The organism is Mycetocola zhadangensis (assembly GCF_003668565.1).
GTDB classification, from domain to species: domain Bacteria; phylum Actinomycetota; class Actinomycetes; order Actinomycetales; family Microbacteriaceae; genus Mycetocola_A; species Mycetocola_A zhadangensis.
The window spans coordinates 441,232-464,723 of the sequence record NZ_RCWJ01000002.1; the positions used below are offsets into that span (position 1 = coordinate 441,232).

The following is a 23,492-nucleotide window of genomic DNA, read 5'->3' on the forward strand; positions in this document are numbered from 1 at the left end:
ACTGAAGCTCCCCACGGCGTGCTGTGGGGAGCTTCAGTGCGTGTGGAGCACGCGTTGTTCACGCCGACTCAGGCTCAGTTTCTGCCTGGTTCGGGACCGCTTGAGGGGATGTCTTCGCTTCGTCGGTTTCCAATTCGAATCGATACCCCATGCCCGACTCGGTGAGGATGTAACGCGGGTGGGAGGGATCAGGCTCCAGCTTCTTTCGGAGTTGCGCGATGTAGAGCCGGAGGTAGCCGGTGTCCGTGATGTGCGCTGAGCCCCAGATGTCGCTGAGCAGGCTCTGCCGAGTGACAAGTTTGCCGGCGTTGCGCACAAGCACGTCAAGCACTTCCCACTCGGTGGGCGTGAGCCTCACGCGTTCGGTATTGCCCTGGGTCGTGCGGGTGATGCTCCTGGCCGCGAGGTCGATTGTCAGGTCGCCGATCCGGGTGACCGGTGGTGCTTCGGCGCTGGGCACCCGGCGCGTCAGGGCACGGATGCGCGCGAGGAGCTCGTCGATGGAGAACGGTTTGGTGACGTAATCGTCCGCGCCCGCATCGAGGGCTTCGACCTTATCCGCTGCCCCGGTTCGCCCCGAGACCACGAGGATCGGCGCTTGTGTCCATCCTCGGAGCCCCTGAATCACATCGATTCCGTCGAGCTCTGGCATGCCGAGGTCGAGCATGAAGATGTCCGGGTGATGTTTGATCGCCGCGTTGATGGCTTCGGCGCCATTGGCCGCGGTGATGACTTCGTAGCCGCGCGCGCTCAATGTGACGCGAAGGGCACGGAGAATCTGGGTGTCATCGTCGGCGATAAGTATCTTCATGTGTTGTCCTGCTCTGACCGTGCGGCACGGGTCGATCGAATGTCCGGCGTGCTCACGGAGGACGACGCGGTCGCCGTGGGGAGGGCAATGACCATAGTGAGGCCGCCGCCTGGAGTGTCCTCGGCCTCGAGGGTTCCGCCCATTCCCTCAATAAACCCTTTGGAGAGCGCCAGCCCAAGGCCGAGGCCGGTCAGATTGTCGGTGTCGCCGAGGCGCTGAAACGGAACGAATATCTGGTCGCGGCGTTCGGGGGCGATCCCTGGGCCATGGTCGGCGATTCGTATCTGCACGGTGCCCGCAAACGTACTGGTTGAGATTCGTACCCGGGTTCCGGGTGGCGCGAATCGGCGAGCATTGTCGAGCAGGTTGGTCACGACGCGCTTGAGGAGCCCCGGGTCGGCCAGCATCGACGGGAGGGTCGGATCCAGGTCGAGTTCGATCTCACTCGGGCCGAGGTTGAGTTCGTCGAAAGCGGGCAGGATCACGTCTTCGGCGTCGACAGAAAGCAGCTGCACAGCGAGCACGCCGGCCTCGAGTCTGCTGACGTCCAGAAGGTTGGTCACGAGTGAGGCGAGGGTGCCGAGGCTTTCGTCCGCGGTGGCGAGCAGTTCTGCGCGGTCCGCGTCAGACAGGATCACATCGGTCGCTCGCAGTCCGCTTACCGCCGTCGTTGCGGCGGCCAGTGGCCGCCGCAAATCGTGGCTAACGGCTGAAAGCAATGCGCTCCGCACCTTGTCTGCGGCTGTGAGCGGCCCGACTTCGTTCGCCGTCTCAGTGAGAGCGGAGTGCTCCAGGGCCGCGTCGATTTGCGTGGTGATGACGGCGAGCAGGCGCCTCTCGGATGCGCGAAGATCTGGGCCGTGCAGCTCGAGCATGGCGCGAGCTCCGACCGGGACCGTGGCGAATTTCCCGTCGGGGGTCGGCTCGCCGTCGCGTCGCACGATCTGGCCGTCCACAAGAAGGCGAACACCGGTGAGGTGAAACGCCTCTCTGGTGCGACTGACCAACGCCTGCAGTGCGCCCTCGCCGCGAAGGACACTTCCCGAGACGGTGGCGAGCAGCTCGGATTCGGCGGCGGCACGTTTGGCCGCACGCGTGCGCCGAGCTGCCTGGTCGACGACGTAGCTGACGAGGACCGCGTTGACGACGTACAGGACGAGCGCGAGCAGGTGCAGTGGGTCGTCTATGGAAACTGTGTGCAACGGTTCGACGAAAAAGAAGTCAAGCGTCAGACCGGAGAGGAGGGCCGCGAAGAGGGCGGGCCAGATGCCGCCAATGAGGGCAACGACGACGACGAGCAGTTGATAGCTGAGCACGTCACTCGTGATCGAGTCAGCGCTTCGAAAGGTCACAAGCAGCCACGTGAGGAGAGGTCCGCCAACCAGGGCAAAAACAAGCCCGGCCAGGCGCCGCCTGTGGGTGAGCGCTCCACCGATCCGGGGCAGAGAAAAGCGCCCTCCGGCTGCCTCGTGGTTCACTATGTGAACGTCGATGCTGCCAGCCTCGCGCGTAACTGTGGCCCCGATACCGGGCCCAGTGAGGGCAGCCATGAGACGGCTCCGGCGGCTGACGCCGATGACAAGCTGTGTGGCGTTGACGCTGCGCGCAAACTCCACAAGCGCTCGGGGGATGTCGTCGCCGACGACCTGGTGATAGCTGCCACCGAGCTTTTCGACCAATGCGCGCTGGGCGGCCAACGCTTCGGGGTTCGGCGCTCGCAAGCCGTCCTGGTTCGTGATGTGGACGGCCAGCAGTTCTCCGCCTGCGGATCGGGCGGCAATTCTGGCGCCACGTCGCAGCAGTGTTTCACCTTCCGGACCGCCGGTGAGGCTGACCACCACCCGCTCGCGTGCTTCCCACTTGCTGTCGATGCCGTGTTCAGCTCGGTAGTTTTTGAGAGCGCTGTCGACCTCGTCGGCCAGCCACAACAGCGCCAGTTCACGCAGCGCTGTGAGGTTTCCGAGTCGAAAGTAGTTCGACAGCGCCGCATCGATGCGTTCGGCCGGATAGACGCGCCCCGTGGCTAAACGGTCGCGGAGCGCTTGCGGGGCGAGATCCACGACCTCGATCTGGTCTGCGGAGCGGAGCACTTCATCCGGGATCGTTTCCCGCTGGGGGACACCAGTGATTTGCTGTACGACGTCGTTGAGAGATTCGATGTGCTGAATATTGACCGTGGACATCACGTTGATCCCCGCTGCCAGCAGCTCTTCGACGTCCTGCCATCGTTTCTCGTGCGTGGAGCCGGGAGCGTTCGTATGAGCAAGCTCATCAACGAGGGCCACGTCCGGCTTGCGCGCGAGCACAGCGCCCAGATCCATCTCGGTCAGCTCCACCCCGCGATGTGACACGGTGGCGCGAGGCAGGATCTCCAGGCCATCCGTCATGGCGGACGTGGCCGCGCGGCCGTGGGTTTCCACGACCGCGACAACCACGTCCTGACCTTCGCTCTGAAGACGTTTGCCTTCCTCGAGCATCGTGTAGGTCTTTCCAACGCCTGGGGCGGCGCCGAGCAGGACTCGCAGCCGCCCTCGCTTCATGATTTAGCCTTTCAGTGCGTCAAGCGCAACGTTCAGTCGGAGCACGTTGACGGTTGTCTCGCCCAGAAAACCGATGTCCCTGCCTTGGATGTTAGCCTCAACCACCGACCGGACCTGGTTCTCAGGAAGACCGCGCTCAGCCGCGACCCGCGTCACCTGCAACAGGGCGTACTCCGGGCTGATGTGAGGGTCGAGACCCGACGAGGAGGCGGTCAGCGCATCTGAGGGAACCTCGGTCTCTTCCACTTCGTTGAACTCAGCGACCTGGGTCCGGCGTTCTTCGATCGCCGCAATCAGATCAGGATTCTCCGGCCCGAGGTTGGACCCACTTGACGCGCCTGCGTCATAACCGTCACCGGCAGCCGATGGCCTCGGTTGGAACCACTCAGGGAGTGGATTTCCTTCCGTGTCGACGAACGACTGGCCGATGAGAGCGGATCCAACGGTCTCACCGTCGACGCTTACGGTGGTGCCGTTTGCTTGACCGGGGAGAGCGAGCTGCCCGATACCGGTGATGACAAGCGGATAGCCCACGCCAAGCACGGCTGTGAGAACGAGCATCGATCGGAGGGCGACGCCCGCGCTGCGAAGGTTGGTGCGTGATGCACTCATGGTGTGTGTCTACTTTCTCGTGTGAAATCAGCGGATCAGAAGCCGGGGATCAGGCTGACGACGAGGTCGATCAGCTTGATTCCTACGAAAGGAGCGACGACGCCGCCCACGCCGTAAACGAGCAAATTCCTGCTCAGCACCTTCGAGGCGCTCAGTGGACGGTATTTCACGCCACGAAGAGCAAGCGGGATCAGCACGATGATGACGATCGCGTTGAAGATGATCGCCGAGAGCACTGCGGATGCCGGTGACTGCAGGCCCATCACGTTGAGCACCGCCAAACCCGGGAACACACCGGCGAACATCGCCGGAATGATGGCGAAGTACTTGGCGATGTCGTTCGCGATGGAGAACGTCGTCAGTGCGCCCCGAGTGATCAGCAGCTGCTTGCCGATGGCAACGATGTCGATGAGTTTGGTCGGGTCCGAGTCGAGGTCGACCATGTTCCCGGCTTCCTTCGCCGCCGAGGTGCCCGTGTTCATAGCAACGCCGACGTCTGCCTGCGCAAGCGCCGGGGCATCATTGGTGCCGTCACCGGTCATGGCCACGAGGTTGCCGCCTGACTGTTCTTTCTTGATCAGCTCCATCTTGTCTTCCGGAGTGGCTTCCGCCAGGAAGTCATCGACGCCCGCTTCCGCGGCGATTGCCTTGGCTGTGAGCGGGTTATCACCGGTGATCATGACGGTGCGAATACCCATCGACCGGAGTTCAGCGAACCGCTCCTTGAGCCCGTCCTTGACGACGTCCTTCAGGTGAACAACACCGAGAATCGCTCCGCCCTGCCCCGGCGACTTCATAGCGACCACCAGGGGGGTACCGCCGCTTTGAGAGATCCGTTCGACCTGTTCGTCGACATCGGCAAGCACAGAACTGGCCGCTCGAGCGTCCTGTTCGATCCAGGCGATGACCGCCGAACCTGCACCCTTCCGAATCTGAGTGCCGTCCGGCTGGTCGAGCCCGGACATTCGGGTTTGCGCGGTGAACGGGACGACCTCACCAACGGCGAAATCCCCGACGTGAACGCCTTGCTCGGCAGCGAGGTCAACGATGGACTTGCCCTCTGGCGTTGGGTCGGCCATGGACGACAGGGCCGCAGCGCGAACGAGGTCTTGTTCGGACACTCCGGCCAACCGCACGAACTCCGCCGCCTGGCGGTTTCCGTAGGTGATGGTGCCGGTCTTGTCGAGCAGCAGTGTGGTGACGTCACCAGCCGCTTCGACCGCTCGCCCCGACATCGCCAAAACATTGTGCTGGACAAGCCTGTCCATGCCGGCGATACCAATCGCAGACAGCAGGGCCCCGATGGTCGTCGGGATGAGGCACACCAGCAACGCGATGAGGACGGGCACGCTTGCCTCAGCGCCGACGTATGACGCGATCGGGTTGATCGTAAGGGTGACCACAACAAAGATGATCGAGAGGCTCGACAGCAGGACATTCAGCGCGATTTCGTTCGGAGTCTTCTGGCGCGAGGCTCCCTCAACAAGGCTGATCATCCGGTCGACGAAGGTTTCGCCTGGCTTCGACGTGATCCGTACGACGATGCGGTCCGAGAGCACGCGGGTTCCACCGGTAACGGCGCTGCGGTCTCCGCCGGATTCGCGAACAACCGGCGCAGATTCGCCGGTGATGGCTGACTCGTCGATCGACGCAATGCCCCAGACGATATCGCCGTCACCCGGCACGAGTTCTCCGGCCGTGACCACCACTGTGTTTCCGAGTTCGAGTTCTGCCGATGACAGCTCGGTGATCTCCGATTGGGTCGCTGCCGGGTCTGCGGCCGCGTCGTAGTTGGTGACGCGGTATGCCTTTGTGCTTGTGCGTGTTTTTCTCAGGCTGTCAGCTTGTGCCTTACCTCGACCTTCAGCGACGGACTCGGCCAGGTTCGCGAAGAGGACGGTCAGCCACAGCCATACCGCGATACCCCAGGTGAAGGTGGAGGGGATGGCTGAGCCGCCGGACGACTCGGGGCCGCCGAGGAACGGCTCAGCGATGGCAATGACGGTGGTCAGAGCCGCCCCCACCTCGACGATGAACATGACGGGATTGCGCCACATCAGCCGGGGGTCGAGCTTGCGGAAAGCGCCTGGGAGGGCTTCAACCAGCGCGGCCAGGGTGAAAGTCGAGCGACGCTTGCTCGGTGGTTGTGGTGCGGGCGCCTGCTGGGTCGGCGATGGTGTCGTGATGGTGGACATGGTTACAGCAGCCCTTCTGCGAGCGGACCCAGTGTGAGAACCGGGAAAAAGGTGAGAGCGGTCACGATGAGCGTCACACCGATGAGGAGACCGACGAACAACGGTCGGTGGGTTGGCATGGTTCCAGCGGTCGCCGGGACTTTGTCCTGGGCGGCGAGCGACCCGGCCAGTGCGAGCACGAAAACGATTGGAATGAAGCGACCGAGGAGGATGGCCAGGCCGAGCGTTGTGTTCAGCCACGGTGTGTTGGCGGTCAGGCCCGCGAAAGCCGAGCCGTTGTTGTTGGCCGCGGAGGTGAACGCATAGAGCACTTCGGAGAGCCCGTGATTTCCCGGGTTCCAAATCGAGGTGCTCGTCACGTCGTCCCTGATGCCGGGGATGGCGAAGCTCAACGCGGTTCCAACGAGAACGAGCGTCGGCATCACGAGGATGTACAGGCTGGCCAGTTTGATCTGTGTCGGACCGATTTTCTTACCGAGGTATTCAGGTGTGCGACCGACCAGGAGCCCGGCGACAAACACGGCAATAATCGCCAGGATCAGGAGTCCGTAGAGACCTGAGCCAACACCGCCGGGAGCGACCTCACCGAGCATCATGTTGAGCATCGGCATCATGCCGCCGAGGGCTGTGTACGAATCGTGCATTGAGTTCACTGCGCCGGTGGACGTCAGCGTGCTCGTCGAACCGAACAGGGTCGAACCGAAGATGCCGAAACGTTGCTCCTTGCCTTCCAAAGCAGCGCCAGCGAGTTCGGGAGCCGTGCCGCGGCCGGCTCGCTCGAGCGAGGACAGAATCACCAGTGAAGCCACGTAGAAAGTGGCCATGACGGCGAGGATCGCGTACCCCTGGCGTTTGTCGCCGACCATCCGTCCGAACGTACGGGGGAGAGCGAACGGAATCATCAGCATCAGGACGTTCTGGAACAGGCTGGTCCAAGCTGTGGGGTTCTCAAACGGGTGCGCCGCGTTAGCGTTGAAGAACCCGCCTCCGTTGGTGCCGAGGTTCTTGATGGCCTCCTGCGAAGCGACAGGGCCGCCCGGCAGGTTCTGGGTGCCACCGCTCAGAGTCGAGATTTCGGTGAAACCATTAAAGTTCTGAATCACACCTCCCGCCATCAGGATGATCGCGCCAAGCGCCGAGATGGGGAGGAGCAGGCGGAGCGTGCCTCGGGTCAGGTCCACCCAGAAGTTACCGATTGTGCCGGACCGGCTGCGGGCGATACCCCGAACCAGGGCGATCGCAACCGCGATGCCGACCGCGGCCGACACGAAGTTCTGCACGGCGAGGCCGGCGATCTGAACCGTGTAGCCCATGGTCAGTTCTGGCGAGTATGACTGCCAGTTCGTGTTTCCGACGAACGATGCAGCCGTGTTAAAGGAGAGACCTTCGGGGACGGCGGGGAGCCCGAGCGAATACGGCAGAACTGTCTGCAAACGCTGGAGCAGGTAAACGAAGATCAGTCCGACGCCGGAGAACCACAGCACACCGCGAAGGTAGGACTGCCAGGACTGCTCGGTTGAGGAATCAACGCCGATGAGCCGGTAAAAGCCGCGCTCGATTTTCAGGTCTTTTCTCGAGGTGAAGATGCGAGCCATGTACTCACCGAGTGGGCGATACAGCAGCGCGAGGATGAGCGCGAGAGTGCCGAATTGGATGACAGCTGTAAGAACGTCCATGTCAGAATCGCTCCGGCTTCACGAGGGCGTACACAAGGTACGCGATGGCGGCGATACCGAGGCCTGCGGCCAGGAGGGAGAAAACGATCACAGTTTCTCGACCCCCTTGCCGATCAGACCGACAAGCACGAACACGGCAATGCTGCCGAGCACGTAGACGAAGTCAAGCACGTTGGTTCCTTCTCAAGACGTCTCGCGCAGCGCCCCGGGTGGGCGATGCGGCCGCCCTCCGTGGGCGCGACATTTGATTAGACACCCCTCGACCGGAGCCAAATCCTCGTCCTAACGGAATCCCAACAGTCCGGCGGGGAAACCTAACAACACTCCTACGGCACACCGGGATGTGGTTGTCGATAGTGCTTCGTGCGCCAGGTTTGGGTTCCCTTCCCGACGCCCGCGAAGAACCCGGTCGAGCACGCGCACACATGGGAATTCCGTCGGGATCCGGAGCATTTCCGCATGCGTTCCGTTAGAGCTGCCGATCGGTAGGCCCTCGCGGGACTAGGACTGAACCATGACAGATTCCTACGCCTCAGCATCGGAGCCTCCTGAGCCCTCCTCCTTCGATCTGAGGAACTTCCGTTGACACTCACCGCTCTAATCCCAACCCTGCGTCGAAGCATCCCCGATCCGCTGCGCGCCAGCTCGTGGCCAGCGCACACGAAAGCTACGACGACCGATCTCACCGTTGCCGGAATTTCTATGCTTCGCCTGGCGGAACTGTGCGGAACACCGTGCGTTCACACAGGAGACGCCATGATGCCCGAGTGGCGGCAGGCGCCGGCACTCGCCAGGGACGCCGCCGTTGTGGTCGTCCGCATTTCTGCAGTTCTGCAGTACTTCGACGCCGAGCGGGTGGTGCTCATCGATGCGTGCCTCGACAGCGTGCCAGCCGTGTGGGAGGAAACCCGGTTGATTGGTCGTGCCTCCACGGCCAAAGCGACCACGGCCGTTCTCCTCTCCGGTGAGTCACACGAGGTTCCGTGCACGGGCCGACACGTTGTGCCCCTGCCAGCTGACCTCCGTGAAGGAGACCGGCTGGTCGTGCCCTGCGCCGGCATGGTCACCCTCCGCGAGGTGCGGCCTCAGCCGCTACGCACCAGTCCGTTCGCTGACGGCCCAGAGGCAACGGGTTCGGAGCCGGTCTGGCTAGGGTCCCTCGCATGACCGGGCCAGAACGGTGACCCTCGTGCACAGTCTCTGGGCTCACCACGCCCTGGCGTTACGCTTCGCCGCTCAGTTGTGGCCAGCGGGCGCGGTGCATACCGACACGGACGTGATTCTCAACGGCGCATTCCTGACCCACGCGGCGCTTGTCGAACCAACGCCGCTCGTCCGAATTGGAGAGGCATCCGCCGCGTGGCCCGCACAAACCAGGTCACCGCAGCGGTTCATCACGGTGCTCCTCACGCGAGTGGTCCGCATCGACACGGTCCCCCACAGTTCCCGATTGGACGTGTGGGTCGATGCCAGGTTCGACAAGTGCCGCCCCAACTTTGCCGCTGCACGCCTGGTCGGGCGCGTGAGCGCGCATCGGCACCCGCGGATGCTGCTGCACCCCGTCTCGGGCGACAGCCGAGGGCTCGTACGACTGCCGCACGACCTCACAACCGGCGACCTGATCGCGGTGCCGTGCGAAGGGGCGACGCCGCTCTTCGACGTGCGAACCGGCACGCCGCCCGTCGACCACGCACGTGGAGATGCGGCAGACCCGGGGGAGGACGATCCCTCGGCGCCCTGCCGCAAGTAGGGAGGCAGCGTCCGCGCGGCGCTTTGAACCGATTGCGCTCAGTGGTAGTCGTCGAACGACAGGCTCGAGTCCACGTTCGGTGCCCGCCTCTGCACGGCGTCGTCGTATTCCCAGTCGAAGTCCTCGTATGCCGTGGGGTCTGGCTGAGCGTTGCGCGCAGCATCCGGCGAGAACCGAGCAATCAGGTCGCGCGCCATGTCACCAGCACGGGACGCGGCTCTGGCGTCGCCCTCAGCCGCGTTGATGATGGCGCCCTTCATGAGGATGTGCCACGACAGCGCGAACTCCTCGACATCGACGAGCCCAGCCTGCACCGCGAGATCCTGAACGAACGCGCGGATATGGTCAAGGTGCACGATGCTTGCGCGGCCGAGCGGATGCTCTGGCCCCATTTCCAGGAGGACGTTGATGAAGGTGCACGCTTCGTAGTCGTCGCGCTGGAACCACTCATCGAATACCTCGAAGATGGCGAGCAGCTGGGTTTCGGGCGTCGTCCCGCGGGCGCGGGCCCCGGTCACGACGATGCCGTATGTCCAGTCGGTTTCGCGCTTCACCAGGGCTGCGGCGCCGAGATCGTCGCGGGAAGCGAACTCCCGATCGAACTCTTCGGCTGTGACTCCTGCTGCCTGTTGCACCTGCTCCGGCGTCACCTCGCGGATACCCGACCGAACGAACATGGGATAGGACGCATCGACGATGCGTTCACGAACGGTCTTTGAGACCGAACCCATCCGTTCCGGGTCCAACATTGGGCAATTCTAGGCATCGAAGTATCGAGCGCATATCCCCCCGAGAGGGTGACACTGACATGAAGCTTCGATCAGTCGACGGTGACCCAGCGGGAGCGACGCTCAGCGTCGGCGACCGCGAACTCCTCGGCGGCACGCTCCAGCGCCGTCGGCGGTTCCTCGGGCTCTTCAAGCAGCCCACGGATGTCGTCAGCGGTGAGGGCCGAACTGAACACAGCATCGTCGTCCATCACCGAACTGAACAGCTTGGCCTTCTGCTCCTTGAGCTTCATGACCTTCTCCTCGATGGTGCCGTTGGCGACCATCCGGTAGACCATGACGTTCTTGGTTTGCCCGATTCGGTGGGTGCGGTCGACGGCCTGCGCCTCACTGGCCGGGTTCCACCAGGGGTCAAGCAGGAAGACGTAGTCAGCTTCGGTGAGATTGAGGCCGAAACCACCGGCCTTCAAACTGATCAGGAAGACAGGTGCCTCTCCGTTCTTAAAGCGAGCGATGACATCCGCTCGCTTTGTGGTTGAACCGTCGAGATAGGCATAGGGGATTCCCTGCGCATCGAGCCGTGCTGCAGCTTTCTGCAGGAACGACGTGAACTGGCTGAAGATCAGCGAGCGATGGCCCTCGGCGACGACGTCTTCGAGCTGTTCGAATAGGGCGTCAAGCTTTGACGACGGCACGTTCGCGTACTGCTCGTCGACCAGCGACGCGTCGAGCGAGAGCATGCGCAGCAGGGTGAGCGAGCGGAACACGATGAACCGGTTCTTGTCCATATCGCCGAGCAGCCCGAGCAGTTTCTGCCGTTCGCGTTGCAGGAAGGTGTCGTAGAGCTTGCGGTGTTTCGGGTTGAGGTCGATCGCGAGCACCTGCTCCTGCTTCGCCGGCAGGTCGCTCGCAACGAGTTCCTTCGTGCGACGCATCATCAGGGGGCGGATGCGACGGCGCAAGCGAGGCAGGAGGTCTGCGTTTGAGCCACTTTCGATCGGTTTTGCGTATGAATCGGTGAACTTCTTGGCGGAGGGGAAGAGGCCTGGTGCGACGATCGCGAACAGGCTCCAGAGTTCGAGGAGGTTGTTCTCCATCGGCGTTCCGGTGATCGCCAGTTTGAACGGGGCACGGAGGTCTCGGGCGGCCTGGTGCACCCGGGAGGTGCGGTTCTTGACGAACTGGGCCTCGTCGAAGATGAGCCCGGCCCACTCGTGATCGGAGTACGCCTCAAAGTCGAGCCGCATCAGGGTGTACGAGGTGAGCACAATGTCGACGTCGGCGAACGGAACGCTCTTGCGGTGTTTCGCCCGGGTGGCCGTGACGGTGGCGACCTTGAGGCCTGGCGCGAACCGCTGGGCCTCGGCGTGCCAGTTCGACACGACACTTGTCGGGGCCACAACAAGGAACGGCCGGTGTGTGCCTGGAGCTGCGGTCTCCTTGGCATGGGCGATGAGCGCGAGGGCCTGCAGGGTCTTGCCGAGCCCCATGTCGTCGGCGAGCACTCCGCCGAGTGAGTGCTTCCAGAGGAACGCGAGCCAGTTGAACCCGTCGTGCTGGTACGGGCGCAGCGTCGCGTTCAGCCCGGTCGGCAGCGGGGTCTGCTCCACACTCGTCAGTTCGCGGAGCCCGGTGACGGATGCCTTCCACGACGCGGCCTGTTCACTCTCGTCCGCGAGGTCCTCGAGATCTTCCCAGAGGCTCGACTGGTAGCGGCTGATCCTGAGGCCGGTGTCCCACTCGGCGAGTGATCGCGCTTCCTCGATCAGGTCGTGCAGTTGCTGGAATTCGGGCTGTTCGAGCGAGAGGTAGCTGTTGTCGACGAGCAGTAGTTTCTTCTGCCCCTTCGACAGCGCCTTGAACAGCGGCCCGAACGGGATGTTCTTGCCGTCGATCGTGACAACAACACCGAGATCGAACCAGTCACGCTGGTCGGTCTCCACCGTGGTGACCTTGAGCATGGGCGTCTCGGTGAGCTCACGATAGTCGGGACGTTCGCCGATGACGTCGACCCGGGTGCCGTCGGCGGCCTCGATCTCTGGCAGCACCTTGTCGGTGAATTCGGCGGCGTCGAGACCCTGCAGCGCGACGGGAGCGAGCGGAGCCGGCCGCAGGATTCGGGTGGCCGTCGCAGCAAGAGCGAGTTCGGCCTCCGTATCGCGCACGCTGGAGTCGGCGGGCGAGGCGGCCAGTGGCATCCGTCTCACCGAACTTCCCTCGGCGTACTCCCAGCCCCAGTCGAGGCTCAGGGTGTGCTTTGCACCGAAGCTCGCGGTGAGCACGAGTGTCGGCGGCAATACCTCAGGGAACGCGACAGTGTCGTTGGACGAGGTGATCGCGATCGAGCGGCGCAGCTTCGGGTAGAACTCGGTGAGGAACTCGCCGATGTCGTCGGCTGGAACGACGACGGTCGACGGTTTGCCGATGAGGCGGCGCTGCTCGTCGGTCAGCGGAGACTTCGTCGGTGCGAGGATGAACGACGGCACGGGTTCGAGCGCGTAGCTGTAGATGCCGTGGTTGCCGATGCTTCCGGCGTCCGTCGCGGAGTGCTCGCTGCCGTCGATGACCAGAGTGGTCTCGAGCCGGAGGTCGTCGCTGTCTGTGCGCGCGTCGAGGGTGACGCTGGCTTCGCTGCCGATCGTGACTGTCGCGTCCTTCTTCGACCCGAGCAACGCGATACCGAGCCGCCGACCCTCGGCAAGCAGGGTCCAGAGCAGCGGGCTGTGGAAGTCGTCGAGGTAGAGCCAGTCGAGCTCCTGCCCGCCGACGTAAACCTCACGGGTGGCGCGGTGCAGCGCCGAGAACTGGCCGAACCAGCGGTGCTGGTCTGGGTGGAGCCCGAGCCGGTTGACCTGGTAGCTGAACGTGTTCCAGCCCACATTGGTGCGCACCCAGTTGCCCTTGCCGTTGCGAATCACCGGTCGCACTCCGAGCCGGTATTCGCTGAGCTCAGTCGTCGACTTCGCCGTGCGCGCTGTCGGGCCGTTCCACCGGTGCTTCGTGCGCGGTGTCTGCTCGCGCAGTTCGAATTGCAGGCCCATCATCGTGTGGGCAAGGGGGGCGGATGCTGTCGCGTCGCCGGTCAGCGCGCTCACCGCGGTCTTCCACGCGGGTTGCGGCGGACCGACCGGCGCTTTCGGCTCAGGCCGTAATGGTCGGTGTTCGATGCCCGCCCACTCGTCTGCCTGTCGCATCTGGCGTTCGAGCCAGGCGTCGGTGACCGAGGCGGACTCGTCTGCCCAGGTCTCATCACTGGTGCGTGCGCTCGCCGCTGAGCCGGCGTTGAGCTGCTTCACTCGAGCGGCGTTGCTTGCCAGGAGGATCGCAGCCACGTGTTTGCACGCACCGCCGATGGGGCAGGTGCAGGTGCTCGAGGTGGGGCGGCTGTAGTTCTTGGTGCCCTGGGTCAGGTTCACCTTGCAGAGGTACGGCTCAAAGTCTGTGCCCTGGACGGTGCCGGTCAGGCGACTCGTGTCTGAGTTCCAGTTGACCTTGAGGACGGCGCCGTTGCGGGCATACACGGCCGCACGGTTGAAGGCGGAGTTGCCGACGAGACGGATGATGTCGGTCACATCGACCAGGGGAGTTGCGGTCGACGACATATTCCAATGATCTCACGCGCCACTGACAGCGAGCCGCCCGCGCGCGTGCCAGGGAGCATCCGTTCGCTGACGGCGGGGAACCGAGGTGACCACCAGCCGCCTCATCTCACCGTTCCAGTGCCGCAACATCGCGTTCCCCGCGAGTTTGCGGCATCCGAAAGACGCTCGCGCTTAGTCGGTGGGTAAATTCCTCGTTCCGGTCGCGCATTTACGTCGAATGGTGCGTTATTCGACGTAATCGCGCGACCGGAACAAGCGGCACCTAGTCTGCGGGGCCGCCCGAAACTGTGTCGCGGTCGGTGTCGTCCTTGTTCGGGTTGTCCGAGCCTGAACCGTCTGGCAGGTCCTCGGCGGGCTGCGTTGGTTCGCCCTCGCTGTGTGCGGAGCGGTCCTTGGGCTTGGCGTGCTCGTTATCAGTCATGAGTTCACGCTAACGGCCGAGCACTGCAGAAGAAAGGGCAAGACAAACGCCAGCCCGGCTGCTAAAGGTCGACAGGGTCCTCGCCGCTCGGCGCCGATTTGATGGCGACACCGGCGATGAACGGCACGGACACCCCGAGCGCCCCAGGCAGGGTGTAGTGCTCGATCTCGGCGATCGTGAGCGCAGAGGCGCGGATGTGCGACTCGGTGTCGCGCACGGGGTCGCAGCCGCCAGCGGTCACTTTCATGAACGGGGCCGCGATCCGCTGGGCGGCCCGGCGCCAGGTTCCGCGCAGTGCGCCGACGTGTTCGACGAAGACGAACTGCCCGCCGGGCTTCAGCACGCGCGCGAGCTCGGCCATCACGCGGTTGATGTCGGTGACCGAACAGAGAACGAGGGTTCCGAGAACGGCGTCGACACTGGCATCCGCAAGCGGAATGTTCTCGGCTTTCGCGGCGAGCGGAGGAGCCGGGTGCCCGTTGCGATCGGCCTCGTACGCGAGCTCGTCGATGCGCTTCGGGTTCGGTTCAAGCCCCACGTAGTCGATGTCGGCCGGAAGCAGGTCGAAGTTTTCGCCATACCCGGCCCCGATCTCGAGCACGCGCCCACGCAGCGCGCCGACCAGGCGTCGAGTCTGGTCATCGAGGGCGTTCTGGGCGTGTGCGGCGGTCATGGGAGATCCAGCTAAGCCTAACCGCCGACCTTTCCAGCCACGACGGTTCTCGCACGGGCCCGCGATACCCTCGTACTTCCGCCAACCCTGGAGCTGCCCATGACCCGAGTCGCCGCCATCGACTGTGGAACGAACTCGATCCGCCTGCTCATCGCCGATGTGACCGAGGGGCGGCTGACGGACGTTGTGCGCACCCTCGAAGTGGTCCGGCTTGGGCAGGGCGTCGACCGCACCGGCCGGTTCGCACCCGATGCGCTGGCCCGCACCCTGGCGGTGACCCGTCGTTACGCCGACCTCTGCACGGAACACGGAGTTGAGCGGCTGCGATTCGTGGCGACAAGTGCGACGCGGGATGCCACGAATCGCGGCGACTTTCTCGGTCCGGTTCGCGAGATGCTCGGTGTCGAACCCGAGGTGCTCGAGGGGCGCGAGGAGGCCGAGCTGTCGTTCCGCGGCGCGCTCAGTGTGCTCGACCCGAGCGCAACAGAGAGGGAGCTGAGGCTCGTTATTGACCTCGGCGGCGGTTCGACCGAGCTGGTGCTCGGCGGAACGAGCCCGGTCTCCGCGTTCTCCATGGACGTTGGCTGCGTCCGCCTCACCGAGCGGCACGTCACAGCTGACCCTCTGTCGACGCTCGAGCGGGACGCCCTTGCTCACGATGTCCGCTCCGCCCTCGAGGAGGCGGGACGAGTCGTCGACGTGTCGGCGGCATCCGCTGTTCTCGGTGTTGCCGGAACAGTGACTACGATCACGGCGCACGCGCTGCGGTTGCCGAGCTACGACCCCGCTTTGATTAGTGGGGCGCGGCTGCCGCTCGAGCTGGTGCTCGCCGCGTGTGACGACCTGGCGAGGATGCCGCGGGATCAGCGCGCGGCGCTGCCGTTTATGCACGAGGGGCGGGTCGACGTGATCGCAGCCGGCGCGGTGATCTGGGCGGAGCTGCTGCGATTCGTGCGGGATCGGACGGCGGGCACCGGACGCCAAGTGACCGAGGTGATTACGAGCGAGCATGACATTCTCGACGGGGTGGCGCTCGCGTTGGGATAACCGGGCGCGTGACTGTTAGCGCTTCGTGGCGGCGTTCTGTGATCGCTATGTGGCGCTATCGAGCGGCGGACGCGTCCTAATCCGACAGGAGACGGAAGTTGGCATGCGTTGTTTCGAGATGCAACACCCCATTCCTTTTGGGTGTTGTCATGACTGAGCGTTATATCTTCTCCGCCGAAACGGACAGAGTTGATCGTGCCCGGGTGCACCAGTGGCTCAGCGAGCAGTCCTATTGGGCGCAAGGTAGGGCTCGTGAGAAGCAGGATGCAGCTATCGACGCCTCTCGGAATTACGGGGTGTACGACATCGGGTCTGGAGAGCAGGTGGCTTACGGTCGCGTCGTGACTGACGGCGTTACGTTCGCTTGGCTCTGCGACGTGTTCGTCGCAACCGAAGCCCGCGGTCAAGGCATCGGCAAAATGCTGGCCGCTGGTGTAATGGCGGACCTGGAACCTTAGACCTAAAACGGATTCTGTTGTCAACGGGCGATGCTCACGGGCTTTACGCCCAATACGGCTTCACCGAGCTGACCGAGCCATCACAAATGATGGCTCGCGTCCAATGACCCATCCTTCAGCGCTCCAACCTGCTCGTACTCCACTCGTCGCGGCTGACGCGAAACTGCAGTTGGTGATGATAGTCGGGAATCTGGTCGTGGGAACTGTTTGGGAGCTGGGGAATTACCTATCTCTCGCGGGGTTTGATCCTGGGTGCAGCGTTCCTTGGTTTCCTTTTGTACGTTCGTCATCATGACGGCCATTTCTGGCAAGAGGAAGAGGAAGAGGAAGAGGAAGAGGCCAAGAGGGCCGATTGGGACCGGCGGGCGCGGGCACTCTGACCCCGGTGAAACCGCAGCGATCGACTGACCCTCGATCGCCGGCATCTCGTTGATATCTCTTCGTCGGGGTAGCCGAACGTCTTGCGAGACCTGAACATAGAGATAGCTCGGGTGTCGTCGCCCACTCCCATCCGATGCTGAGCTCTTGCATCGGGTTCTCGACTCCCCTGGCAAAGGCTGCAGGTGTAAACACTGTGACGGTCTTGAGGAACAATTGTCGAATCGGGTGATCGCGTTTCGTTGAAGTAGTAAAGCCGCCTCCAGAGGTGACTCGGAACAAGGGAGCAATACCATGAATCTCACGATCTCGATCCAGGTCAGCGTCGACGGCGTCATGCAGGCAAATGGCGGCAACAATGACGAGCTCGACCCCGGTTTTGCTCGCGGCGGCTGGGCCATCCCGACCGGCGACAAGGAGTCGGCCGCGTACATCGCTTCGACGTGGCAGCGCGCGGACGCGTTCCTGCTCGGCCGCAAGACGTACGGACTGTTCGCGAGCTACTGGGGTGGTCAGGCCGACGACTCGAACCCGTTTTCGGGCGCGATGAATCCTCGGCCGAAGTACGTCGTGTCCAACACCCTGACCGACCCGGCGTGGAAGAACACGACGGTGATCTCGGGGGATATCGCCGCGGGCATCAGGGAACTGAAGGCACAGCCGGGCGGCGAGCTGGTGGTCGTGGGCAGCGGCGTGCTGGCGCGCTGGCTGCTCGAGAACGAACTCGTCGACGAGATCAACCTCATCGTGTGCCCGGTCATCGTGGGAGACGGCCTTCGGCTGTTCCCGCAGCAAGGCAAAGACTTCGGTCTCGAACTGGTCGAGACGCGGGCGTTCCCGACCGGTGTCCTCGCTCACACCTACCGGCTCACCGGCCGCCCCAACTACGCCTGAGAGGACCAAGCCATGCAATACCTGGTCAATGTCATCGACTACCGCAGCGAATCGGGCACCGTCTAAGAGGCTGTCGCGATCGACGCCTTCAACGAGAAGCTGGTCACCGGCGGCCACTGGGTGTTCGCCGCCGGCCTCGCCGACCCGACGGTCTCGACCGTGATCGACGGGCGCGGCGACGAGCCGGTCTTCACCGACGGACCGTTCGTCGAAGCCACGGAGTGGGCCGCCGGATTCTGGATCATCGACGCGCCTGACCTGGACGTCGCCCTCAAGCTGATGTGCGAGGGCTCGAAAGCCTGCAACCGTCGGCTCGAAGTGCGGCCCCTCCTGTCGGATACCTGATCGACGCGCAGGACGCCTTGACCCGCGCCCACCGAGACGAGTGGGCACGGGTCGTGGCGACAACCGCCAGGCGGTTCGGGAATCTCGACACTGCCGAGGACGCGGCCGCGGAAGCCTTCGCGATCGCCACGGAGCGTTGGCCGGTGGACGGCATACCGCCCAACCCTGGCGCCTGGCTCACCACGACAGCGAGCCGCAAGGCGATTGACGGGATCCGGCGCGAGAGCAGTCGCGAGGGTCCGGTGTCTCGTAACCTGCCTGTCTCAAAACCCTAGGGATATGAGACATCGGTCGGGCCATGCTGCCACGTAAGGGGCGCCTGAGCGGCAATCCTCAACGGGCGGGGCTTGCGGGACTTGGCCGCCCGGCAACTTCATTGCGGGCAGTGAACGCCGGGAAGAGTCCGTTGAGCGTCCTGCGTGCGGGCGCGGCGTTTCGAGGTCGGCCCGGCAATGCGAGCGAAGCAGGCTCTATTCAGGGCTGCGGTATCAGGAAGTGTGCGACGACTGTCAAGACTAGGACTACCGGCACGGCGAAGACGATACTTCGAGACATACCGCTCAGCCACCGGTTTGCTCTGGGCCGAAGCAGCAACCCGACTATGACAGTCGCGAGCAGCGCGATAAGGATGCTTGCGCTAATCAGCGATGCGCGAACCGGCAATAAGTGCGGGGGGCACGGTCCTGCCAGGCTGGCCGCGCAGGCCCAACTTGGCAGGACCGGCTGCGCCACCCAAAGTGCGAGCAAGCCCAGAAGGACGACCCAAGCTGCCACCACAGGTGAGCGCGTAGCGCCGTGAGTCTTCATAGGAGGCATGTCGCCAGACTATCGATCAGGACTGCTGACGCTGCAGTAGTTATTGCCTTGACAGACACAAGGAGCTCCAAAGGATTTGAGTTGCTGTCGGCGGTCCAATTGTGAGGTTCCCTCCGTGAGCTGGTTGAGAGCGCTCAATAGACTCGTCAGATGCAGCCACTCGCGCCGGTTTCTCCTGTCGATATTGACGAGGTGACACACTTTCTCCGGGATGTCGATCTCACTCTGAGCGGACTCGATTCAGCCTCGACCCGACTGTGGATAAAGCGCGACGCCAACGGAACCATCATTGCCAGCACCGGATATGAGCTGAGCGACGACGGACTGCACGCACTGATTCTCAGCCGACGGTCTGGGCCGTTTTGGCAGAAGCTCGGCTTCGAACCCGCGGACCGCTACGAATTGGCGGCGGCACTGCGTACCACTCGCCAGGTGATGCTCTTCACCGAGACCGGTCAATTGGATCGCGAAGTGGCTTGGTCTCGCGACTTGTCCCACTGAAGGTTCGGCTTGAGATGGTCTAGGGATAGAGTCGCTGCCATGGTCACCGTCGTGCCGTATAGTTCGGATTGGCCGATTCGCTTTGCCGAGCAAGCTCAAAGGCTTCGAGCCGCTCTTGGCACGCAGATCATCGCCATCGAACACATCGGCAGCACGGCGATACCCGGACTCCCGGCAAAGCCCGTCATCGACATCGCCGCCTGTACAGCGTCGAATATCGACCCATTCTCGCTAGGCCCAGCGATCGAATCACTCGGGTATCAAGAGCATCGAACGGGACCGAAGAACCACGCGATCTTCGTTCGCGGAACCGACTCAGGACGGACCGAAATTCTTCACGTCTTCTCCATGGGCGAGTGGGAACTCTGCAATCAGCGCGTCTTTCGCGACAAACTGATGCACGATGCGACGGCCCGGGAGCGATATGCCGCGCTGAAGATTTACCTCGGCGCGACGCTCGTCGCCGGAAAGGCGTACACGTTGGCGAAGCGCGGACTGATTCAGGATCTGTTAAACGAGGAGCGGGAAGCACGCGGGCTTCAGCCAACCGTTGCTTGGGACAAATAGCTCGAGGAGAAGGCGAAAGGCGTCTCGCTCGGTCAGGGTTCCCAAGTGACGCGTTGCCGGTGCTCGCAAAGTTCGGAGGTTTGGCCGCAACTCTGTGTCGGTAGAGGTCCGGTTTATGGGTACTGGTGGCTCAATCGAGGTTGTTCTTCCGCACGCTGAACATCGGGGTTTCGGCGTTTGGTCGGGGAAGCGAAGATTAGTGACGCGACTACCGCGATCCATACGGAGATAGCGCTTGCGCCTCGGCTGAATAAACTTGGGAACGGTAACAGGATTGGGTTCGCGAATGCCATGGCTAGGTCACCAACGATCAGTCCGATGAGCGCCAATACGATCAGTCCAACGGCTGTGCCGATTCCGAACGCTGTCCGGAGCCGCGAGATAGCCCAAATGGCGACCGCGCTCACCGCTATGGAAATCAGAATCACGGGGATGACACGCAGCGTATCTCCAGCCGTCAGCGAGTCCACCCGCGCCCCTTCGCTGTACGACAGGACAACGAACCAAACCAACCCAGCGAGGAATCCGAGAACTGCCGATCTCACAACATCGACCATCGCGCGATCTGAGGGCGAACCAGTAGACATTGCTATCTCCTTGCGACATGACCGACGCTCCCGCCACCGCAGGCGGTTGAGGTGAACGTACTCCTAGAAAATCACTTCTGTCCAGCCCATTTGCAGTTCAAAGGAGCACAGGAGCGTGCTCGAGTAGATGAGATCCGATTCGATGGAACATCGGGTCATCGTCGCCGATATGGCGGTGATTCCTGGTCGTTCTCGCTGAGGGTTCGCGCGTAAAGGGTCCGGCTGACGGACGCCTGGAGGACGTCGCTACCATTGCGAAATGATCGTTTGGCTGAATGGGACTCATGGCGCGGGGAAAACAACTACCGCTGCACTTGTTCAGCAACTGATTCCCGATTCACGCATATTCGACGCCGAGAGCGTCGGCGAGACCCTCATGGGCGTCCATCCCGGGCTACCGGAGACGGACAACTTCCAGAACTGGCCGCCGTGGCGCCAACTCGTAGTCGAAACTGCTCGGCGAATTCTTCAGTACACCGGCGGAACATTGATCATGCCGATGACCGTGCTCGTCGAAGCGTACTGGCGAGAGATCAGCGAAGGCATAGCCGCACACAACATTCGTTTGCACCATTTCGTGCTTCACGCCGACCAAGACACACTTCGTCGGCGCATCATGGCGGACGAAGTGATGGAGCCTTCGAACTTTCGCCTTAACCATCTCGCCATGTACGACGAGGCGTCCAACGCGTGGCTTCACAACGCTGCCGAAGTCATAGACACGACACAGCTCACGCCCTCACAAGTCGCGTCGCTGGTCGCGAAATCAGTCGAACGTTCGTAGAGCAACCCTTCCCGTCGGGCTCCTCGTTGAGGGTTACTTGGAAATCGCCACGATTCGTTAGTGTGACGTTATTGGGTACAGGGGGAAACCATGCAGAAATCAACAGCCATTGTCGCGTTCGTGGCGGGCCTGCTCACCTTCCCGGCCATGTTGCTCTTCAACTACTGGACGGGGCTCCGAAACCCGGACTTCTTCTGCCAGATCGTCGCTTCGCACCCGCCAGAGGCTCTGCTTGAAGGCGAGATCAGTGGCGAACCGTCCCTTGTCCCACTTGGTATCACGTGCCAGTTCCCGGCGCCCGGAGGTGGGTACATCTCCGTGCAGCCCGCTTGGACAGTAACTGTCATAGCGGCGAGCGGGATCGCGTTGATGATCACCGGAGTCGTTCTCTTTGCGCGCAGTCGTTCCAGCAAGATTTGATGCAGTAGGGGTTCCGCTTACGGGAGCCGTAGCGTCGCCGTGCCGCTATAGACAACTGCGTTGAACCGCCACTTCGAGTCCACCGTCACTGGGGGTCCGGTGTCTCATAACCTGGCTGTCTCGAAACCCATGGGATACGAGACAAACGAGCACCGCATTTGGAATGCGAGTGAGACGTCTCGGATCCCTATAGTTGCGAGACGTACAAGAACAGCGATCAGAAGGGTAGGCGCCGGCCATGGCAGTAGTCCTCGGGGACCCACCTGATCCGCCGATCAATTTGTCGTGGGGGGATCCCAGTAAGAAGAACGAGTCCCTGAGTAGGACTTACGAGTCCCTGACTGATCTCGGCATCGACCTCGAGTTCGAGCGCGAGGGTGAGTGGGCAGGTTTCGCGCCCGCGCCGGTCTTCACCGATCGGGTAGGTCGAAGGTTTCGAATTCTGGTCATGTCGCTCGAGGTCGTGTTGTGTGTGGAGGTACCCGCTGACTACGAGCCTGCACAGCTACGGTTGCGGCGAGTCTGGGTATCAGGCGAAGAGATAGTCATCGAGTCCCTGCACTCGGTGGACCACCGCGCGCTTTCGAGCGAGTCACGAACGGCAATTCCTATAGAGACGATCGAACTTGCCGACGAAACAATCACTGCATCAGAGGACACAGACAAGGAAGGATCGTCTGTGCTTTCGTGGCCCGTCTTCGACGAAGACTGGATGAACAGTGTTGACCCCGCGCCGCCCTTCATCATCACTTTGGGCTCACTGGGAACGTGGCTCTCCCAGATTCTGAGGAACCGTTTTCGGCGCTTGTCACCCCCGGAGAGTCCGGAATAAGTTGCTGCGTCGATTCGCGCCCAGAGCATCCGTTCAACGGATGCTGGGCATACATGTGTCGACAACCGAAGGCACCTGGATCACATCAAGCGAAATACACGCCGGGCGCGATGCGATGATCTTGAAATGGAACTCAAGGACCTTTCTGGCATACCGCGCGTCGTTCTTCATCCGGTTGAATACGAGTTCGCATCGGCGATGGGAGATGCTTGGGATGACAACTGGCTTGTCATCGCCGGTGAAGTTACCGCCAAGGAACAGAAGTGGTCCTTCCGGCACCCCTCCTTGGTTATCGACGAAGCAATAGAGATCGCCGAGTGGTTTGAGCGCGTTGCGAATCGGCGTGAGGCTCCCACCGGGTTACGCGGCAACGGTGGCATCGAACCGTCCCTTGCATTCACTGAGCCGAATCTTGCCTTCAGCGTCAAAAGCTACGGGGAAGACACAGCCGTCGTTCGAGTTCACTTCTCCTTGGAGGCGTTGCCCCCAAACCATCGCGGGCCGGCAACCGATCAGATCGCGAGGTACACCTTTTCGGTCGAATTAGAGATCCCTTTCACAGACGCTCTCGGGGCAGCTACGACCTGGCGGAAGGAACTTGCTGTCTTGCCAAGACGTTGAAACTCTAGACGTCTTCTCAGTTCCTCTTGCGGACTTTGAGTAGTTGCTCGCGGGGCTCTCATTATCGTGACCCGGCCGATACGAGGTGTCTCGTAACCTCGGTGTCTCGAAACCCATGGGACATAAGACTTCGGTCGCCTGCGCTGAGCCGACGCAGGCGACCAGGCCGATGCGCCAGCTAGCGATCACAGAACGCCGCCATATACATATAGCGCCGATAGTCCCAGACCGGGC

General features: G+C 62.7%; 24 protein-coding genes. 13 read left to right on the forward strand and 11 right to left on the reverse strand.

What is annotated here, in order from left to right; all coding sequences use genetic code 11:
• Positions 1-58 precede the first annotated feature (58 nt).
• From D9V28_RS08665 to D9V28_RS08690, 6 genes are read right to left on the reverse strand one after another with little or no spacing between them, the layout of a single operon-like run.
• The gene (locus D9V28_RS08665) at positions 59-811 is read right to left on the reverse strand and encodes a response regulator (protein ID WP_121659313.1); all 753 of its coding nucleotides are present in this window, start codon (positions 809-811) and stop codon (positions 59-61) included.
• Complete coding sequence (locus D9V28_RS08670) at positions 808-3,351, reverse strand: DUF4118 domain-containing protein (RefSeq protein ID WP_121659314.1); 2,544 nt, start codon at positions 3,349-3,351, stop codon at positions 808-810. The genes D9V28_RS08665 and D9V28_RS08670 overlap by 4 nt, the downstream gene beginning before the upstream one ends.
• Before the next feature lie 3 nt (positions 3,352-3,354).
• Positions 3,355-3,963 (reverse strand): potassium-transporting ATPase subunit KdpC, encoded by a 609-nt coding sequence (gene kdpC / locus D9V28_RS08675; protein WP_121659315.1) that lies wholly within the window; start codon positions 3,961-3,963, stop codon positions 3,355-3,357.
• A 35-nt stretch (positions 3,964-3,998) separates the two neighbouring features.
• Complete coding sequence (gene kdpB / locus D9V28_RS08680; RefSeq protein ID WP_121659316.1) at positions 3,999-6,158, reverse strand: potassium-transporting ATPase subunit KdpB; 2,160 nt, start codon at positions 6,156-6,158, stop codon at positions 3,999-4,001.
• A gap of 2 nt (positions 6,159-6,160) precedes the next feature.
• Positions 6,161-7,834 (reverse strand): potassium-transporting ATPase subunit KdpA, encoded by a 1,674-nt coding sequence (kdpA, locus tag D9V28_RS08685; protein WP_121659317.1) that lies wholly within the window; start codon positions 7,832-7,834, stop codon positions 6,161-6,163.
• Between the two features lies 1 nt (position 7,835).
• The gene (locus D9V28_RS08690) at positions 7,836-7,925 is read right to left on the reverse strand and encodes a potassium-transporting ATPase subunit F (RefSeq protein ID WP_121659318.1); all 90 of its coding nucleotides are present in this window, start codon (positions 7,923-7,925) and stop codon (positions 7,836-7,838) included.
• 491 nt (positions 7,926-8,416) lie between these two features.
• On the opposite strand from D9V28_RS08690, the gene D9V28_RS08695 reads away from it, so the two are divergent.
• The gene (locus D9V28_RS08695) at positions 8,417-9,001 is read left to right on the forward strand and encodes a hypothetical protein (RefSeq protein WP_183086477.1); all 585 of its coding nucleotides are present in this window, start codon (positions 8,417-8,419) and stop codon (positions 8,999-9,001) included.
• A gap of 22 nt (positions 9,002-9,023) precedes the next feature.
• Positions 9,024-9,584 (forward strand): hypothetical protein, encoded by a 561-nt coding sequence (locus D9V28_RS08700; protein WP_147440951.1) that lies wholly within the window; start codon positions 9,024-9,026, stop codon positions 9,582-9,584.
• Between the two features lie 38 nt (positions 9,585-9,622).
• On the opposite strand, the gene D9V28_RS08705 is transcribed toward D9V28_RS08700, so the two are convergent.
• From D9V28_RS08705 to D9V28_RS08715, 4 genes are all read right to left on the reverse strand, one after another.
• Positions 9,623-10,333: a TetR/AcrR family transcriptional regulator gene (locus tag D9V28_RS08705; protein ID WP_220700476.1), complete on the reverse strand. Its 711-nt coding sequence runs from the start codon at positions 10,331-10,333 to the stop codon at positions 9,623-9,625.
• 71 nt (positions 10,334-10,404) lie between these two features.
• Positions 10,405-13,914, reverse strand: coding sequence for a DEAD/DEAH box helicase (locus tag D9V28_RS08710; protein ID WP_121659320.1), 3,510 nt, complete (start codon positions 13,912-13,914; stop codon positions 10,405-10,407).
• A gap of 262 nt (positions 13,915-14,176) precedes the next feature.
• Positions 14,177-14,335, reverse strand: coding sequence for a hypothetical protein (locus tag D9V28_RS16100; RefSeq protein WP_183086478.1), 159 nt, complete (start codon positions 14,333-14,335; stop codon positions 14,177-14,179).
• A 61-nt stretch (positions 14,336-14,396) separates the two neighbouring features.
• On the reverse strand, positions 14,397-15,008 hold the full coding sequence (locus D9V28_RS08715) for a class I SAM-dependent methyltransferase (protein WP_121659321.1): 612 nt from the start codon (positions 15,006-15,008) through the stop codon (positions 14,397-14,399).
• Positions 15,009-15,107: 99 nt separating this feature from the next.
• Here D9V28_RS08715 and D9V28_RS08720 point away from each other — a divergent pair, with 99 nt between their 5' ends.
• The 7 genes from D9V28_RS08720 (at position 15,108) to D9V28_RS08750 (ending at position 20,014) form a co-directional block, all read left to right on the forward strand.
• Entirely contained in the window at positions 15,108-16,055 is a 948-nt protein-coding gene (locus D9V28_RS08720; RefSeq protein WP_121659322.1) for a Ppx/GppA phosphatase family protein, read from the forward strand.
• A 149-nt stretch (positions 16,056-16,204) separates the two neighbouring features.
• On the forward strand, positions 16,205-16,513 hold the full coding sequence (locus D9V28_RS08725; protein WP_308472491.1) for a GNAT family N-acetyltransferase: 309 nt from the start codon (positions 16,205-16,207) through the stop codon (positions 16,511-16,513).
• 672 nt (positions 16,514-17,185) lie between these two features.
• Positions 17,186-17,785 (forward strand): dihydrofolate reductase family protein, encoded by a 600-nt coding sequence (locus tag D9V28_RS08730; protein WP_121659323.1) that lies wholly within the window; start codon positions 17,186-17,188, stop codon positions 17,783-17,785.
• A 78-nt stretch (positions 17,786-17,863) separates the two neighbouring features.
• On the forward strand, positions 17,864-18,130 hold the full coding sequence (locus D9V28_RS08735; protein ID WP_268234420.1) for a YciI family protein: 267 nt from the start codon (positions 17,864-17,866) through the stop codon (positions 18,128-18,130).
• A 53-nt stretch (positions 18,131-18,183) separates the two neighbouring features.
• On the forward strand, positions 18,184-18,405 hold the full coding sequence (locus tag D9V28_RS08740) for a sigma factor (RefSeq protein WP_229727983.1): 222 nt from the start codon (positions 18,184-18,186) through the stop codon (positions 18,403-18,405).
• Positions 18,406-19,096: 691 nt separating this feature from the next.
• Entirely contained in the window at positions 19,097-19,447 is a 351-nt protein-coding gene (locus D9V28_RS08745; protein WP_121659324.1) for a GNAT family N-acetyltransferase, read from the forward strand.
• A 39-nt stretch (positions 19,448-19,486) separates the two neighbouring features.
• The gene (locus D9V28_RS08750; RefSeq protein WP_121659325.1) at positions 19,487-20,014 is read left to right on the forward strand and encodes a GrpB family protein; all 528 of its coding nucleotides are present in this window, start codon (positions 19,487-19,489) and stop codon (positions 20,012-20,014) included.
• Positions 20,015-20,127: 113 nt separating this feature from the next.
• Here D9V28_RS08750 and D9V28_RS08755 read toward each other — a convergent pair whose 3' ends face one another.
• Positions 20,128-20,601, reverse strand: a complete 474-nt coding sequence (locus tag D9V28_RS08755) for a hypothetical protein (RefSeq protein ID WP_121659326.1) — start codon at positions 20,599-20,601, stop codon at positions 20,128-20,130.
• Positions 20,602-20,860: 259 nt separating this feature from the next.
• Here D9V28_RS08755 and D9V28_RS08760 point away from each other — a divergent pair, with 259 nt between their 5' ends.
• From D9V28_RS08760 to D9V28_RS08775, 4 genes are all read left to right on the forward strand, one after another.
• Positions 20,861-21,385, forward strand: coding sequence for a P-loop nucleotide/nucleoside kinase family protein (locus D9V28_RS08760; protein WP_121659327.1), 525 nt, complete (start codon positions 20,861-20,863; stop codon positions 21,383-21,385).
• 90 nt (positions 21,386-21,475) lie between these two features.
• Positions 21,476-21,805, forward strand: coding sequence for a hypothetical protein (locus D9V28_RS08765; protein WP_121659328.1), 330 nt, complete (start codon positions 21,476-21,478; stop codon positions 21,803-21,805).
• A 238-nt stretch (positions 21,806-22,043) separates the two neighbouring features.
• The gene (locus D9V28_RS08770; RefSeq protein ID WP_121659329.1) at positions 22,044-22,637 is read left to right on the forward strand and encodes a hypothetical protein; all 594 of its coding nucleotides are present in this window, start codon (positions 22,044-22,046) and stop codon (positions 22,635-22,637) included.
• A gap of 126 nt (positions 22,638-22,763) precedes the next feature.
• Positions 22,764-23,258 carry a WapI family immunity protein gene (locus D9V28_RS08775; RefSeq protein WP_121659330.1) on the forward strand — a complete coding sequence of 165 codons (495 nt, stop codon included), beginning with the start codon at positions 22,764-22,766 and terminating at the stop codon, positions 23,256-23,258.
• Positions 23,259-23,492: the final 234 nt, after the last annotated feature.

Excerpts from the sequence above, each read along its gene's own strand:
- D9V28_RS08665 (WP_121659313.1), bottom strand. The coding sequence starts at position 811 with ATGAAGATACTTATCGCCGACGATGACACCCAGATTCTCCGTGCCCTT.
- D9V28_RS08670 (WP_121659314.1), bottom strand. The coding sequence starts at position 3,351 with ATGAAGCGAGGGCGGCTGCGAGTCCTGCTCGGCGCCGCCCCAGGCGTT.
- kdpC (WP_121659315.1), bottom strand. The coding sequence starts at position 3,963 with ATGAGTGCATCACGCACCAACCTTCGCAGCGCGGGCGTCGCCCTCCGA.
- kdpB (WP_121659316.1), bottom strand. The coding sequence starts at position 6,158 with ATGTCCACCATCACGACACCATCGCCGACCCAGCAGGCGCCCGCACCA.
- kdpA (WP_121659317.1), bottom strand. The coding sequence starts at position 7,834 with ATGGACGTTCTTACAGCTGTCATCCAATTCGGCACTCTCGCGCTCATC.
- D9V28_RS08705 (WP_220700476.1), bottom strand. The coding sequence starts at position 10,333 with ATGTTGGACCCGGAACGGATGGGTTCGGTCTCAAAGACCGTTCGTGAA.
- D9V28_RS08710 (WP_121659320.1), bottom strand. The coding sequence starts at position 13,914 with ATGTCGTCGACCGCAACTCCCCTGGTCGATGTGACCGACATCATCCGT.
- D9V28_RS16100 (WP_183086478.1), bottom strand. The coding sequence starts at position 14,335 with ATGACTGATAACGAGCACGCCAAGCCCAAGGACCGCTCCGCACACAGC.
- D9V28_RS08715 (WP_121659321.1), bottom strand. The coding sequence starts at position 15,008 with ATGACCGCCGCACACGCCCAGAACGCCCTCGATGACCAGACTCGACGC.
- D9V28_RS08720 (WP_121659322.1), top strand. The coding sequence starts at position 15,108 with ATGACCCGAGTCGCCGCCATCGACTGTGGAACGAACTCGATCCGCCTG.
- D9V28_RS08725 (WP_308472491.1), top strand. The coding sequence starts at position 16,205 with ATGACTGAGCGTTATATCTTCTCCGCCGAAACGGACAGAGTTGATCGT.
- D9V28_RS08730 (WP_121659323.1), top strand. The coding sequence starts at position 17,186 with ATGAATCTCACGATCTCGATCCAGGTCAGCGTCGACGGCGTCATGCAG.
- D9V28_RS08745 (WP_121659324.1), top strand. The coding sequence starts at position 19,097 with ATGCAGCCACTCGCGCCGGTTTCTCCTGTCGATATTGACGAGGTGACA.
- D9V28_RS08750 (WP_121659325.1), top strand. The coding sequence starts at position 19,487 with ATGGTCACCGTCGTGCCGTATAGTTCGGATTGGCCGATTCGCTTTGCC.
- D9V28_RS08755 (WP_121659326.1), bottom strand. The coding sequence starts at position 20,601 with ATGTCTACTGGTTCGCCCTCAGATCGCGCGATGGTCGATGTTGTGAGA.
- D9V28_RS08760 (WP_121659327.1), top strand. The coding sequence starts at position 20,861 with ATGATCGTTTGGCTGAATGGGACTCATGGCGCGGGGAAAACAACTACC.
- D9V28_RS08765 (WP_121659328.1), top strand. The coding sequence starts at position 21,476 with ATGCAGAAATCAACAGCCATTGTCGCGTTCGTGGCGGGCCTGCTCACC.
- D9V28_RS08770 (WP_121659329.1), top strand. The coding sequence starts at position 22,044 with ATGGCAGTAGTCCTCGGGGACCCACCTGATCCGCCGATCAATTTGTCG.
- D9V28_RS08775 (WP_121659330.1), top strand. The coding sequence starts at position 22,764 with ATGGAACTCAAGGACCTTTCTGGCATACCGCGCGTCGTTCTTCATCCG.